The organism is Bacteroides sp. A1C1 (genome assembly GCF_004328515.1).
Classification (GTDB): Bacteria; Bacteroidota; Bacteroidia; order Bacteroidales; family Bacteroidaceae; genus Bacteroides; species Bacteroides uniformis.
Genome location: NZ_CP036491.1, coordinates 1,630,038 through 1,646,370 on the forward strand (window position 1 = coordinate 1,630,038; position 16,333 = coordinate 1,646,370).

Sequence of the window (16,333 nt, forward strand, 5' to 3'; positions counted from 1 at the left end):
TATTTACTATTTGATAGTTTTCTTTCAAGTGCTATTACTATAGTCTTTTAATTACATATTCGGCCAAATAGCAGCCAAAAACTGCAGGCATGTAGCTCACTGTTCCACAGGTGGACTTCTTGTTCATCTCGTCGTCCGTCAGCAAAACGGCATTCGGGTCAGCCTGTTCAGTGCTAAAAACAACTGGAAGTTTCCGCTTTATGCCCATTTTTTGCAGACGCTTACGCACAGCCTTGCTCAATCCACAATGATAGGTATCCCATATATCGGCAAAGCGCACTTGCGAAATGTCACTCTTTGCTCCCGCCCCCATGCTGGACACAATCTTGATATGCCGCCTCATGGTTTCCACTATCAAGTGACATTTTGGAGCAAGCGTATCAATGGCATCCACCACAAAGTCATAAGCCGCAGCATCCAGCAGTTCCGGTATGTTCTCATCTTTCAGGAATACGGGCAACACTCTCAATTCCAGAGCCGGATTAATGTCCCTAAAACGTGATGCCAATATCTCCGCCTTCTTCTGCCCCAGGGTAGAATGCAGAGCCGGCAACTGACGGTTTATGTTCGTTGGCTGCACGGTATCGGCATCGACAATCGTCATCCGCCCCACTCCGGCACGGCATAGCATCTCGGCCGCATAAGCACCTACACCACCCAGTCCTACGACAAGTACATGCGCCTTGCATAGCCGTTCCATCTTTTCATCTCCCAGCAGGAGTTGTGTTCGCTGTTTCCAATCTTCCATTTTAGCTTTTCTTAAACCACTTATAGAACCATTTGCCTACCTTCTCGTAATGCTGCGACTCATTGTTGCCACGCGGATTTGAGAAGGATACCGCATCCTGCGGTTCACCCAGTTGGTCTGGATACAACACAATCAGACTATTGTTTGCAAAATATTTACTGATTTGTGCCGGCAACTTCTCGAAGGAGCTGTCATAGGAGATGGAGCCCCGACGAGCGCTGATAATCACTAACAGATGGTCAAAGTTCACTTGTCCGGTCAATATCAGTAAATCCCCCCAATCGTCCAGGCGAGAAAAGTCAGTCAATGTCTGTCCATATTTGGCTTTCACCAGCCCTTGAAGATGGGCGGTAGTCTCTTCATTGGCATAAAAATGCACCCGGCAACCCAAAGTACTCCCCAACCGACAGAAATGTTCCACCCACTTCAGGAATCCCGCCTCATACTCGGCTTTCGGAGGTACCGCCACAATCACCCGCCTGATTGTGTTAATAGGCATCAAGAATTTGGAAACCATCACCTCGCGATGCAAGCCTTTCAGCAGATTCTCCGTCAGCATACCGAAGAATGAATCCACAATATTGACCTTACGGTGCAGACCTATAATGACATCCGTTGCCGCATATTCTTTTGCCGTATGGATAATGCCCGAAGCGATATTCAAGTCGTAACGTGTGATTTGCCTCAACGGCACATCTGCCGAGGCCGTTATCATAGCAGCCTTTTCCAGATAGCGTTTCCCACGCAATTCGGCACTTTCAGAACTGCTATCGTCGTTGATGACATTCAGTGCCAACAGATTATCCCGTTGCTTCGGGTCGCGTATCACCAAAGAAAGATTTATCAGGTCTTCAATCGTATCGGGGTTGGCTATCGGAATCAATATCTTCTCCGCTTCCACGGAGCGGTTTTCTTCCAGATGCGCCTCCTCCATGGCAATCTTCCGTGCGGCACGTTCCGTAATGAACGAACTCACAACGCAAGTTACAAGAATCAGCAGGACGGTACCATTCAAAACATCATCGTTCAGCAAGCGTTCCCCATTGGGCAGAATGATGTTGTACCCCACCAACACAGCCGCCAGCGTTGCCGCTGCTTGTGCATTGCTCAATCCGTACATCAGCTCCCGTTCAATCCCTCCCATTTTATATATTTTCTGCGTCAGCCAGCAGGCAATCCATTTACCTGCCAATGCCACCACAATCATTACAGCCGCTACTTTCAGAGCATCGCCATGACCGAAAATCACATGCACATCAATCAACATACCCACACCTATCAGGAAATAGGGAATAAACAAGGCGTTGCCCACAAACTCCAGATGGTTCATCAACGGAGAGACATGCGGAATCAGCCGGTTCAAAACCAAACCTGCAAGGAAAGCACCCAGGATACCTTCCATCCCCACAAACTCCATCAATCCGGCTCCGAGGAAAACCATGGCAAGCACAAATATGAACTGCATCACGTTGTCATCGTACCTCCGGAAGAACCAACGGCCTATGCGTGGAAACAGATATACAATCAAAATACCCAGGAAGATAACCTTTATGACAAGCCATACCCAGAAGAAGCCGTCCGACTCCCCCTTGAACATACCACCCACAACGGCCAGAACCAGCAAAGTGAGTGTATCCGTAACCGCCGTCCCCCCCACTGCAATACTCACACTGCGATGCCGCGACACACCGTAACGAATCACGATGGGATAGGCCACCAGCGTATGCGACGCATACATACTTGCCAGTAGGACAGAGGTCAGTACCCCATACTTCAACAAAGCTATATTCGTTACCAAGCCTATGCCTATGGGCACAATAAAAGCCAAGAGTCCCAGTACAAGCGCTTTGCCCCGGTTCTGTTTGAAGTCCCCCATATTCATTTCCAGACCGGCAAGGAACATGATGTAATACAAGCCTACTTTGCCGAAAAGCTCAAAACTACTGTCACGCACCAAGATATTGAAACCATGCTCCCCAATGACAAGCCCCGCCAGTATCATTCCGATAATGTGCGGAATACGAAGCTTATTCAACAATATGGGAGCAAACAATATAATGAGGAGTACAAGGAGGAATATCCATGTAGGGTCGGTGATGGGAAGTTTCAAGCTGAAGTCAAACCAATCCATAGGCTATAAGTTTTAGGTTTTGAATGCAAAATAACGAAAAACTTTTCACTTTATGCGGTGCTATACAGCATTTTGTTATAAATTTGCGACCGATTCTATCTTTTTAGAGATAGTATTTCACTTTTTTATAAACTTAATTTAAAACAAAAGAAAAATGAAAGTAGCTATTGTTGGAGCAAGCGGAGCCGTGGGACAAGAGTTCCTGCGAGTGCTCGATGAAAGAAATTTCCCGTTGGACGAGTTAGTATTGTTCGGTTCTAAACGCAGTGCCGGAACCAAATATACCTTCCGCGGTAAACAGATCGAGGTGAAACTCTTGCAACACAATGATGACTTTAAAGGGGTTGATATCGCTTTCACTTCCGCAGGCGCAGGCACCTCCAAAGAATTTGCCGAAACCATTACCAAGTACGGAGCAGTGATGATTGACAATTCCAGCGCTTACCGTATGGACGACAATGTACCTTTGGTAGTGCCCGAAGTGAATGCCGCCGACGCCAAAGAACGTCCTCTCGGCATCATCGCCAACCCCAACTGTACTACTATCCAAATGGTAGTGGCACTGAAAGCCATCGAACAGCTTTCCCATATAAAGACCGTACACGTTTCTACCTATCAGGCTGCTAGTGGTGCCGGCGCTGCTGCCATGGACGAGTTGTACGAGCAATACCGCCAGGTATTGGCAGGCGAACCCGTAACCGTTGAGAAATTCGCTTACCAACTGGCATTCAACCTCATTCCGCAAATCGACGTATTCACCGAAAACGGCTATACCAAAGAGGAAATGAAGATGTACAACGAGACACGCAAGATTATGCACTCTGACGTAAAAGTCAGTGCTACTTGTGTACGTGTTCCTGCCCTCCGTTCCCACTCCGAAAGCATCTGGGTAGAGACAGAGCGTCCCATCTCCACTGAAGAAGCTCGCGAAGCATTTGCCAAAGGCGACGGCTTGGTTCTGATGGACAACCCGGCAGAAAAAGAATATCCCATGCCGTTGTTCCTCGCCGGCAAAGACCCGGTTTACGTTGGTCGTATCCGTAAGGACCTCAGCAATGAGAACGGATTGACATTCTGGATTGTAGGTGACCAAATCAAAAAAGGGGCTGCACTGAATGCGGTGCAGATTGCAGAATACCTGATTAAGGAAAAGGCACTGTAAGAGAACAATGAATAAAAAATAAGGGATGTCCTCGTTTTGTGAGGACATCCCTTATTTTTATAATCTACTTTATAATATTACCAACCTGGGTTCTGAGTCAACGCCTGACCTTTATTCTCATAAATAGTCAACTGTGCAGCCGGTATGGCACGCAAATAGTAGCGTTCCGAATTCAATTCACCAGCCTTGAATATGCGAAGTTCCTTTTCACGAAGATAATAAATATACCCTTTTTCAGTATCCTCATTACCCGGATTCTCCGGGTCGAACAGATAGAGCACTCTCTTGCCGGAATCATCTTTTGAAGATATTTCCGGATAATCGGCCATATTGACATAAGCACCCAGGAAAGACATGGCAGGATAACCATTTGCATCTTCTGAGTTTAAGTATTCAAACTTGGCCCAACGACGGAGGTCTTCACCACGACGGCCTTCCATAATCAACTCAATACGACGCTCACGACGGATTTCCCACAAAACCGGATTGACATCAGGGTCACGGGCAGGGTCATTGATAACAACTCCATTCACACTCAAGTTGCCGCCGTTCAGTTGAACTTTCGGCATTGTCTTGGCTTCAGTATCTCCCCACTTCGTCAGCTGACGGTCACGGAGTTCATTGATAGACTTGTCAAGGTCACTCTGAGTGAAAGCGTTACCACCCACTTGGGCAATCTCATAACGCGCCTCTACATAGTTCAGCAATACTTCCGCATAGCGGATGCACGGCGCATCAGCCGGACTTAATCTACCGGTACAATAATCCAGACCAGCCACCCACCACTCGTCGTTCAAGAACTTTTTGGTAGGATATCCCGTTGGTGATGTACCTTCGGTATAATTTGTCCCCATGGCGCTCATGATACGAAGACTGTCGGCAACTGTTTGATACAAACGCGGGTCACGGTCTTGAAATGACTTCTGAATACTCGGGTCTTCCTTACCTTGATACAGCGGAGACTGACCTATCGGCAAACCGTCACTACAAAGATAAGTGTTGATTACATCTTGCGTCACACCACCCTGAGTCTGATCTTCCGGACCATTGTAGGACATCAAAGCATTACACTGCAAACCGCTTGTATATTCACGATACCAGATGACTTCCGGATTGTTAGCCAAATCGTCCGTAGTAAACAAAGCATTATAGGTATTGCCTATTGAATAGATACCAGAGTTCATCACTACCTCTGCACCATTAATGGCTCCTTGCAGCAAGTTCTTAATATCACCATCCGCCACCTTCTCTGAAGTAGGACCTACAGTAGTACCGTGATACTTCAGCCATGTGGCATGATACAGCATTTCGCGTGACATATACGCACCAACCACATATTTGTTGACTTGGCGCTTCGTATCATCCGTACGTACATTATCCAATGCATATTGAAAATCCTCTTGTATCTTCTGCGCTACATACAAATAAGAATCACGGTCTTTATAAAGAGCCGGGTCTGCCGGGTCTGTCACCTTATCGTAGTAAGGAACACCGCCATAATACTTTGCCAGCGTACTATAGGCCATTGCACGGAAATAGCGTGCAATACCTTCCCAGTGTCTCTTGGCTTCGTCCGAAATATTCATTCCGGGAATCTTCTCAAGCATGACATTGGCTTTATAAATAACACTATAATTGCCCGACCAAGTTCCTGTCTGGCTATTCCAGTCCGTAGTGGCAGAAGTGGAGAAATAAATATATCCTGAACCGTTTGTATTTGCATTATTCAGATTGATAAAATCATCCGTATAGTCATCTCCAGAGAAATAACCGGCAAAAACAGTATAGTCGGTACCATATCCTGTAAAGTAGGAAGAATAGAAGTCTTGCGCATAAGTACGCAAAGAAGTTTCAGTCTGCCAATAAGTGTCATTGGTCTGCTTGTCCTGCGGGTCTTTATTCAAAAAATCGTCGCAACCGCAGAGCGAGCCCATTGCCAACGCACAAACGATGTATAATAAATTTTTCTTTTTCATAACTGCAATTACTATTAGATTATAAACTAAGCTGAATACCGAACGACACTGTCTTCTGGTATGGATAGCTACGGCCAAAGTTACGCTGGTCACTCTTACCACTGGCCGTACGTATTCCTATTTCCGGATCGATAGCAGGTTTCACACCGTCGATGGTGAAAAGGTTTTCACCAGTGAAATAAACACGCAAACCTTGCACTTTGAATTTACTCAACCAAACCTTAGGAAGAGAATATCCTACAGTAAACGTCTTCAGACGCAGATAAGCCATATTCAGCAAATAGCGGTCATTCACGCTATAGTTACCCGAAGCAGACTGCTTGTAATCCATCGGACGGGGATAGAAAGCATCTGTGTTTTCGGGAGTCCAATAATCCTCAGCACCTTTGTAGAAGGGTTCACCGGTAGTAAAGCCTGGTAATACCTGGTTACCTGCCGCCCAAAGTTTTCTTTTGGCTACCCCCTGGAAGAACATGCTTATATCAAAGCCTTTCCAAGCAGCATCCAGATTCAAACCAAACTGTAAACGCGGCAGGGCGTTACCTATAACACTAAGGTCACCCTTGTCATTTGTATTGGTCTGTTTTACGATTTCACCGTTGTTGTCGAGGTCTTTATAAAGCACATCACCGGGAGCAAATTGATAACCGGCAGGGAATACTTTAGTCTGGTCGGGCAAACCGGCTTTCAAAGAACCGTCAGCATTAAAGTCATCTTCCGTCAAGAAACGGTCGAACTGCAAGCCCCAGATATCTCCCAAAACCATACCTTCTTTATAAGCACTCTTATCCCACCAGCCGGTAGCTCCATAAGAAGGAATCTTTGTATTATACGTCCACTTGGTTACTTCAGTCTTGTCATCGGCAACAGAAGCCGTCACGCCAAAGTGCAGACCATTCTTGAAGGTATGGCGATAGTCAATGGCAAGTTCCCATCCTTTGGTCTGGATAGTACCCATATTTTCATATGGAGCGTCAGCACCCAATGTGGCAGGTAGGTTGGCAGTAGTCAAAATATCACTGGTAGTACGGTTATACCAATCAAACGTTACTCCCAAAGCGTCATTGAAGAAACGGGCATCCAAGCCAAGGTCAAGTGTAGTAACCTTCTCCCAAGTAAGGGTTGAAGACACAATAGTCGGTTTTTGTGTTGACTGTACTTTCTTTCCATCGATAATCCAACTGTCTACAGAAGTGGACAGAGTGGAGATATAACGGTCGGTACCTACATCCTGGTTACCAATCATACCCCAAGAGCCGCGAATCTTCAACGTACTCAGATAAGGCTTCAGTGACTGCATGAACGGTTCTTCAGAAATACGGTAACCGGCAGACATGGATGGGAAGAAACCGAAACGATTCCCAGAGGGGAAACGGGAGGAACCGTCATAACGGCCGTTCAGTTCCAACATATATCGGTCTTTATAAGAATAATTAAGACGTCCGAAGAAGCCTGCTACAGACCACCAAGTATGCGAGGAGCTTGTAGTCTGGTCACCTGTAGCCAGATTCAATTCCGGTTTTGCGGGGTCGAGCAGACCTTTGCGTTGCGCCCAGTAATATTCATATTCGCTCTTTTCAAGGCTGGAACCTGCCATTGCCTTAAAATCATGATCTCCCCAGCGTTTGGCATAAGTTGCCACGAAATTGGCTGTCAGATTCTCCGTGCGTCCGGTTTCCTGATATACATAATCATAAGTAGCAGCAGATAGATAACTGCCATAAGAATCACGTAATGCCTCAACAGACGGACGGGCAGTGAAGATTTCATAACCACTGGTCAAGCTCGGTGTACCATACTTCTTATAGCGATTTTCCACGCTGCTATAAGCAACATCTATATCCAGTGTTAAATCTTTGATAGGCTTGATAGTTGCACCACCTGTCAAACGCAGATACTCACGTTCTTTTGTGGTAATAGGAGCACTTTTCTGTTCGGTCAAGGCGTTACGGAACTCCTTGCCTTCAAAAGTACCGTAAGGCATCATCGGCTGCCAACGATACAGATAGTACATCGGGTCGTAAAGATCAGTATTATAGTTGAATGGCTTGTCGTAGTCAGAACGGGTGAACATGACACCTGTACGGATAGACACATATTTGTTTAATTCAGAGTTCAAAGAGATATTGGCATTGTAACGCTTATAGTTGTCCGAATTGACTTTCATCATACCATCCTGGCTCAGATATCCCAAAGCGATATTGTAATTAGTCTTTCCGTTGCCACCGTTGATAGAAAGGCTATGGTTCTGCTGCGGAGCCCAGTCCTTGATGTATTCATCATACCAGTCCCAAGTACGGATAAAGAACATACCGCCATCGCGGAACTCAAAGTCACGACCCAATTCCATCTCACGACCAAACTGGTCACCATAGCCATATTTGTCCCAGTAATCCTTCATTTTCTGCACATGTGTAGCATCCACACGCATATTACCCACTACGTTATAAAATGCGGTAGACCCCTTAGTCTGATTGATTACACCTTGCAAGTTAATATCAGCCTGCTGCCATCCCGGAAGTTGTTCGGGTGTCTTGGTCGGCGTACGCCATGCAAAGTTATTGGTATATTTTACAGAGAGACGTTCATGTTTACTTCTTGATTTTGTGGTAATCAGCAATACGCCAAATGCACCACGGGCACCGTAAATAGAAGCAGAAGCGGCGTCTTTCAATACAGAAATACTTTCAATATCGTCCGGATTCACCATAGAAATATCCGTTACTTCCACATTATCTACCAGAATCAACGGTTTGGAGTCACCATTCGGAGAACCGATACTACCACGAATCTTGATAGTAGGCGCACCACCTATCTCACCGGAGTTAGTAGTAATGGTCAATCCCGGTACCGCCCCCTGCAAGGCACGGCCTATATCCGTGATAGGACGGCTATCAATTGTTTTGTTCACATCCACGGAAGCCACCGCACCGGTCAGGTTCACCTTTTTCTGTGCACCATAACCTACTACGACAACTTCATCCAACAATTCCGTATCATCTTTCAAAACAACCTTCATTACCGAAGTTGCCTTGACTTCTTGAGTAGTATATCCCACAAATGATACTTGCAGAATAGCACCGGGCTTTACATTTAATTTGGAAACTCCATCCAAATCCGTAATACCACCATTGGTCGTACCTTTCTCAATGACATTGGCGCCAATAATAGGTTCACCTTTTGTATCTACAACTGTGACAGTCACAGAGATAGATTGCATCTGTTCTTGTACTCCTTGTGAGTCGTTGGATGCTGTTTGGGCAGCCATCACGTTGCCACTGCCTAAAAACAGAGCACAGATTGCCACCGCCGTAAAGAACTTACCATTGGCAAGTCCTCGTTTTTTGCGATCTTCATTCATAAGTGATTGATGATTTTGTTAATTAAACCAGTTTTTCAAAATTAGGGTAAGGGAATCATATAGTTCGGATTAGTCAGACTATTTCCGAAGGCTTCTTTAATTTCTCATAGGCGTTTTCTTTATTTAAAGGTTCACATTTTTATATTATCTCTCTTTTTTCTATTTATTTACCAAGTCCAGATGGAACTTAGTTATATATTATACAAGGTTAAAATCTTGTTAATTACTTAACTCTATTGGTTGTTTTAAGAGATAAAAAACTCGTTATTAACAAAGGTGAGAAATGATTCATTCATTTCGTCCTAACAAAGATACATTATTATTTAATATCAAGAACATTCCTTTGCATTTATTTAACTTTATATTTATACATTTGCAAAAAGGAAGTTATACACCTTATTATATAAAGAATTTAAGGTTCTTCTATATTTAAAGAATGGAATTCAATCAAGCCATTCATTGGTGTTTCTTCAATGATTTCCAGTTCGATGCCAAATTCACGGGCAACTTCCCGCAAAATGGCCGCGTAGCTGTAAGCCAATGAACCCACAAAACGAATAGGATAATTTTTGTAGTCATATTGGCAGACATTACGAGTAAAGAAATTTCTCAGATTACCGGTAATCAGCTCAAATACATAGTCATCATTGGTATAATCAGCCAAAAAATAAGATATAGTAGACAAAAAGCGATTGGGGAACGGGCGGTTATACACAGATTCCATAACCTCATTCGGACTTATACGGAACTTCTCAAAGAAATCCGCCGTTACATCTTTAGGAGCCAAACCTTTCAGTACATCAGACAAAAACATTTTGCCCAATACAGCACCACTACCCTCATCCCCCAGAATGTAACCTCCTGCCCGGACATTCTTTACAACGATTTTCCCATCATAAAAACATGAGTTTGAGCCGGTTCCCAAAATACAAGCAATGCCGGCCTCGCATTTGAACAAGCCACGTGCAGCTGCCAGCAAATCACTCTCTACCTGAATTGGAGTTTTGAATTGTGCTACCAATGAAGCTCCCAATACATTTTTCTTTTCATAAGAAGTACATCCGGCACCATAATAATAGACTTGTTCCAATTTCCTTTTGAAAAAATGCTCGGGTAATCCTAACCGCACACTTCGGCTAATCTCTCTTCTCGTTTGAAAGAAAGGATTTAAGCCCTCTGTGAAGGCTCGCTGTATCAGACGATTATCTTCAACCAGCGCCCATTCTGTTCTCGTAGAACCACTTTCTGCAATTAGTTTCATAGGTAGTTAGTTTTAGAATTGAATACAAATATATAGCTTTTTTTAATCTTTCCAAGGCTATTTCAAGAAAAAATCATTTTACTGGCCATACATCTCCCTTTTGCTCATATCCTCAATCATCCAACAAAGTATTCCCACTTTTCCAACGCAACCGCGTTTTAGTCAAAACAAGACGATAACAGACTAACAATAAGATACTATCTGACTGAATTCCAAGTTCCATCTGAACTTAGCAAACAAATAGGAAAACAAGAGATAATATAAAGTTATGAACCTTTAAAAAGAGAAAATGCCTATGGAAGAAGAAACAATCCTGCAAGTTGAATAGTCTCACTATTCGGCCCTTATTACCCTTACCCTAAATTTAAGAAGTATTTAATTAACAACAAATCATCAATCATTTATGAATGAAGATCACAAAAAACGAGGACTAACACATAGCAAACTCCTCACAGTAGTGGCAATCAGCTCACTGTTATTAAGTAGCGGCAACGTGATGGCTGCACAAGCCAATCCTGATAAATCGCTTGGTGTAACAGAACAATTACAAGCTATCACCATCAGCGGTTTAGTTGTCGATGCAGCCGGCGAACCGATTATCGGTGCCAGCGTAGTAGAAAAAGGGACTACCAACGGCGGAATTACCGACTTAGACGGTAAGTTTACATTGACCATAACACCGGGAGCAACACTAAAAATATCATTTGTGGGCTATCAGACACAAGAAGTGAAGGCAGCCAAAACGATGAGAATAACTCTGAAAGAAGATACCGAGATGCTGGATGAAGTAGTAGTAGTAGGCTACGGTGTACAAAAGAAGGCTAACTTGACAGGAGCAGTTTCTACAGTGGACTTAAACAAGACAATGGCAGGTCGTCCACAACAAGATGTAGCCAAAGCATTGCAAGGGGCTGTTCCGGGACTAAGCATTCTCACCACAAGTGGTGCCATCGACGAGACAGCCTCCATGCGTATACGTGGTTTGGGGACATTGAGTAATGGAGAAGTCAGCAATCCACTCATTGTAGTGGACGGCGTTCCGATGGATGACATTTCTTTCCTCGATACGCAAGACATCGAAAATATTTCCGTACTGAAGGACGCTTCCGCTTCCTCCATTTATGGAACGCGCGCCGCTTTCGGTGTGATTCTAATCAATACCAAGAGCGCAAAGCCTAGCGAAAAGGTTACCATCAATTACAGCAACAATTTTGCATGGGATCAAGCTACTTACCTGCCGGACTATCCCGATGTACCCACACAATTAAAGATGGGTATCGAAGCCAGTATGAACGGTGGTGCCGGTATGCCTGAATTGTTCGGTATGTATTTCGACAAATTGTTACCTTACGCCGAAAAGTGGCAGCAACAGAACGGCGGCAAGACCGGCTACCGTCCTATGAACCTCTACCAAAGCGATAGTAACGTGGGTGACTATATCGTATTGGACGGCACTCCTTTTTATTATGCTGACTGGGATGTACAGGACATCTACTTCAACAAAGCTGCTCCTTCCATGAGCCACAATGTTTCTATACAAGGAACATCTGGTAAGACCAATTACTACCTATCTTTCGGCTACAACGAAAAGCAAGGACAGATGAAGATTCACCCGGACGAACTAAAAAAGTACAATGCCTCAGTCAATGTCACCACTAATGTTTACGACTGGCTACAGGTGGGTGCACGCATCAACTATAGTCGTAAGAACTATAAACGCCCGGACACATGGGCCAACACCTACCAATATTTGTGGCGTTGGGGTTCTTATTTCATTCCTTCGGGCACAATCGACGGCTATGACACACGCGTCATGGCCATGCAGAAGCAAGCTGCCGATCGTGAAGTGACAACAGACCTGACCCGTATGAACACTTTCTTGAAAGCTGAAATCGTTAAAGGACTGACCCTTAATGCAGACTTTACATATGCCATTCAGAATATGAACAGCGGTTCGCAGGACAACTCCGTTTACGGCATCAATTGGAGCGGGAAACCGGTACCCTCTTACATCGTCACTAAAGGCAATAGCGGTATCTGGAGAGACTTTTCCAAACAGAACACATGGACGGCCAACGCATACGTAAACTATACCAAAACATTTGCCAAAAAACACAATCTGAATGTAATGGCAGGTGTCAACGCAGAAGAAGAGGAATACAAATATCTGTATGGTACCCGCAATGTGATGTACGATCAAGAGGGATACCCCGAACTGAATATGGCTGGCAAGGATGGACAAGATTTGAGTTGGAATCATACATCCCGCGCTTCTGCCGGTTATTTCGGCCGTATCAATTATGACTACAAAGGCATTTATTTATTGGAACTGAACGGACGTTACGACGGTTCTTCCCGTTTCCCCCATACCGACCAGTGGGCCTTCTTCCCTTCTGCATCCATCGGCTACCGCTTCTCCGAAGAAGCCTACTTCGCCCCACTGAAACATATTGTCAGCAATGGTAAGTTGCGTGCTTCTTTTGGCGAAATCGGCAACGAGGCTGTGGGCGACTACATGTTCGAACAATTAATAAGCCAACGGTTGAACAATAAAAGTACCGGCTATATCTATTGGATTGAAAACAATAATGCCAACGCTAATCTCCTGACCATGTATAACATGCCGGATTTGGTATCAAGTACTTTGACCTGGGAGCGTATCCGCACCCTCAATATAGGTCTTGACCTGGGTCTCTTGAATGACGAACTGACTATAGGTTTCGACTGGTTCCAACGTGAGAATCGTGACATGCTGGCACCGGCACAAGTATTGCCGAACACTCTGGGTGCTTCTGCTCCTTATGAAAATGCCGGTACCTTACGTACACGTGGATGGGAGTTGAACTTGAACTGGCGCCATACCTTCGGCGACTTCGACGTATATGCCAACTTCAACATCGGTGACTCCAAGACTAAAGTAACAAAGTGGGACAATGATTCCAAACTGCTCAGCACCTATTACACCGGTAAAACCTACGGTGACATTTTCGGTTTTGAAACCGACCGTTACTTCGAGGAAAAAGACTTCACCAGCCAAAATGCAGACGGTTCATGGAATTATGCAAACGGCATTGCAAGCCAGGCAGGACTGGAATCCGGTAATTTCCATTACGGCCCGGGAGACGTCAAGTTCAAGGATTTGGACGGCAATGGCAAGATTGACGGTGGAAAAGGCACAGCAGACGACCACGGCGATTTGAAAGTCATCGGAAACTCTATGCCACGCTACGAATACAGCTTCCATTTAGGCGGAGCGTGGAAAGGTATCGACCTTGACCTCTACTTCCAAGGTGTAGGCAAACGTGAGGACTGGACGACTTCTTCCCTAAACCTTCCCGCCATGGTACATGCCGACGTAGCCATCTATTCCCACCAAACAAGCTATAACAAAGTGCTTTGGAATTCAGACTATACCGCCATTACCGGTTATGAGGTAAATCAAGGCAACCGTTATCCACGTCTTTATCGTGGTACAAATAATAGTGGAGGTACCGTATCCGGTATAGCTAACGGCTGCAACAACTACTATCCCCAATCCCGCTATTTGACAGACATGTCCTATCTTCGTCTGAAGAACGTAACTGTGGGATATACCCTTCCGAAAGAGTGGACACGCAAAGCCTACATTGAGAAAGCACGTATCTACTTCAGTGGCAGCAACCTCTTTCTGCTCCACAAAGGGAATGACCTTCCAGTCGACCCCGAAATCAGTACAGGCAATGGACTTACAGCCGGTGGATGGGGACGTATAGCTCCTATTACACGCACATTCTCATTTGGAGTCCAGGTAACATTATAACAACCTCAAAAACTTAAGAACAATGAAGAAATTATTTATATATGGGGTCACAGCGCTGGCGATGTTAACCGGTTGCAACGATTTGCTGGACAAATCCCCCTTGGATACCTTCACGAATACTCCGGCATACTGGAGCAACACCGATAATTTGGATAATCAGTGCAATACTTTTTATAACAACTTTACCGGCTTTGGCAACGGAGCCAGTGGAGGATGGTTCTACTTCAAAACAATAAGCGATGACCAGGTAGATGCAGAAAGCCATAACTGGACTTACACTAACGTGGTCGCATCTTCCACAAACTGGTCAGCCCCTTTCACAGAAATCCGACGCGCCAACTATATCATTGCCGGTGTACAGTCTTCCTCTCTTGATGAAGCAACAAAGGCCCACTATGAAGGTCTTGCACGCATGAACCGTGCGTGGGAATACTATCAGTTGGTCCGTATGTACGGCGATGTTCAATGGATAGACAAAGTTATCGACCCAGCCGACAACGAAGCCCTCTACGGACCACGCACCGACCGGGATGAAGTGATGGACCATGTGCTGGCAGACATCAATTATGCGTGCGAACACATTACCGCAAACAGCAATCGGCAACGTTTCAGCACCGACATGGCATATGCCATGAAAGCAGACATCACCTTATATGAAGGTACATACTGCAAATATCGCACTCAAGCCGAGAATGGCAAAGCCGCTGATGAGAGCCGCGCCAACAAATACTTGCAAGAATGTGTATCAGCCTGCGAATATCTTATGGCCAAAAACTACTCTCTAAGTAATAGTTACAAAGCCAACTATAATTCTGTCAGCCTGGCAAGCAATCCGGAAATGATTTTCTACAAGCCTTATGCACAAAGTTCGCTAAGGCACTCCACCATTGACTACACAATCAACACAAGTGGTACGCACGGCATTTCAAAGGACGCATTCGACAGTTTCCTTTTCCTTGATGGAAAACCGTTGGCAACAACCTCGAAAAACAAGGACGATGCAGCCGTATTGGATGCAGACAAAAATTACTCTATAAGAGAGGTTTTGGCCGTACGCGACAAGCGCCTGTCCGAAATTCTTGACCCGGTACTTTCTTTCAGAGGCCACGCCTACAGCCGTGCCGGTGTAGCAGCCTTCACCACATCGACCGGTTATGGCATCGCCAAGTATGATAACCCCGAAGAATTGAGTGTAAGCGACCGAAACAACATCGGCTACCAATACACCGACTGCCCGCTCTATTGGATTTCAGTTATTTATCTGAACTTTGCAGAAGCCAAAGCCGAAATGGGTTCTCTCACACAAGACGATCTCAACAACTCCATAAACAAGCTTCAAGCTCGTGCCGGCCTGCCGGCTATGACAACTACTCCAGATGCCGATCCTGCCAATAATATGGGAGTAAGCAATCTGATTTGGGAGATACGCCGCTGTCGCCGTTGCGAACTGATTATGGATAACTGGTACCGATATTGGGATTTAATCCGTTGGCACCAGCTCGACAAATTGGATTCAACCAAGTACCCGAACACCATGTTGGGCGCCAACGTAAGCAATGTGCCTGACTGTGAAGAAGCGACCAAGAACGGATATATAGATGCCTCCGATGCACAAATCCGTACTTATGAAGCCAAACATTATTTCTACCCGATTCCAACTACACAGTTGACCCTGAATAAAAACATGAAGCAGAATCCGGGTTGGTAATCAACTAAAAACAGCATATCGCGCTGTACCTCGTTTGGATTTAATTAAAGCGTTCATACATTCCATGTATCTAAATACAAATGTATGGACGCTTTTGTTATTCCCTTTAAAAGGTGTATAGAAACACGAATAGCACCTTCTAAAAGGAACCATAAATCAATATCATATACTTTCCCTTCGTTCATAA

Annotated in this window: 8 protein-coding genes; 3 read left to right on the top strand and 5 right to left on the bottom strand. The window is 44.9% G+C overall.

The genetic code is table 11. From position 1 onward, the window contains the following. Positions 1-37: 37 nt before the first annotated feature. The gene (locus EYA81_RS06850; protein ID WP_117600250.1) at positions 38-748 is read right to left on the bottom strand and encodes a ThiF family adenylyltransferase; all 711 of its coding nucleotides are present in this window, start codon (positions 746-748) and stop codon (positions 38-40) included. A 1-nt stretch (position 749) separates the two neighbouring features. After that, a complete protein-coding gene (locus tag EYA81_RS06855) occupies positions 750-2,879 on the bottom strand; it encodes a cation:proton antiporter (protein ID WP_117965605.1) in 2,130 nt (709 codons plus the stop codon). A gap of 154 nt (positions 2,880-3,033) precedes the next feature. Here EYA81_RS06855 and EYA81_RS06860 point away from each other — a divergent pair, with 154 nt between their 5' ends. Further along, positions 3,034-4,041 carry an aspartate-semialdehyde dehydrogenase gene (locus EYA81_RS06860; RefSeq protein ID WP_117965608.1) on the top strand — a complete coding sequence of 336 codons (1,008 nt, stop codon included), beginning with the start codon at positions 3,034-3,036 and terminating at the stop codon, positions 4,039-4,041. A 77-nt stretch (positions 4,042-4,118) separates the two neighbouring features. Here the strand turns inward: EYA81_RS06860 and EYA81_RS06865 are convergent, their stop codons facing one another. The 3 genes from EYA81_RS06865 to EYA81_RS06875 all read right to left on the bottom strand — a co-directional run bounded on the left by EYA81_RS06865 (position 4,119) and on the right by EYA81_RS06875 (position 10,639). Beyond that, the gene (locus EYA81_RS06865) at positions 4,119-6,017 is read right to left on the bottom strand and encodes a RagB/SusD family nutrient uptake outer membrane protein (RefSeq protein ID WP_131225546.1); all 1,899 of its coding nucleotides are present in this window, start codon (positions 6,015-6,017) and stop codon (positions 4,119-4,121) included. Positions 6,018-6,036: 19 nt separating this feature from the next. Further along, entirely contained in the window at positions 6,037-9,378 is a 3,342-nt protein-coding gene (locus EYA81_RS06870) for a TonB-dependent receptor (RefSeq protein WP_008662812.1), read from the bottom strand. 412 nt (positions 9,379-9,790) lie between these two features. After that, positions 9,791-10,639 carry a hypothetical protein gene (locus EYA81_RS06875; protein ID WP_008662810.1) on the bottom strand — a complete coding sequence of 283 codons (849 nt, stop codon included), beginning with the start codon at positions 10,637-10,639 and terminating at the stop codon, positions 9,791-9,793. 403 nt (positions 10,640-11,042) lie between these two features. Here EYA81_RS06875 and EYA81_RS06880 point away from each other — a divergent pair, with 403 nt between their 5' ends. Together EYA81_RS06880 and EYA81_RS06885 are read left to right on the top strand one after the other, a co-directional pair. Then, positions 11,043-14,438, top strand: coding sequence for a TonB-dependent receptor (locus tag EYA81_RS06880; RefSeq protein WP_131225547.1), 3,396 nt, complete (start codon positions 11,043-11,045; stop codon positions 14,436-14,438). 22 nt (positions 14,439-14,460) lie between these two features. Beyond that, positions 14,461-16,146: a RagB/SusD family nutrient uptake outer membrane protein gene (locus EYA81_RS06885; protein WP_005824940.1), complete on the top strand. Its 1,686-nt coding sequence runs from the start codon at positions 14,461-14,463 to the stop codon at positions 16,144-16,146. Positions 16,147-16,333: the final 187 nt, after the last annotated feature.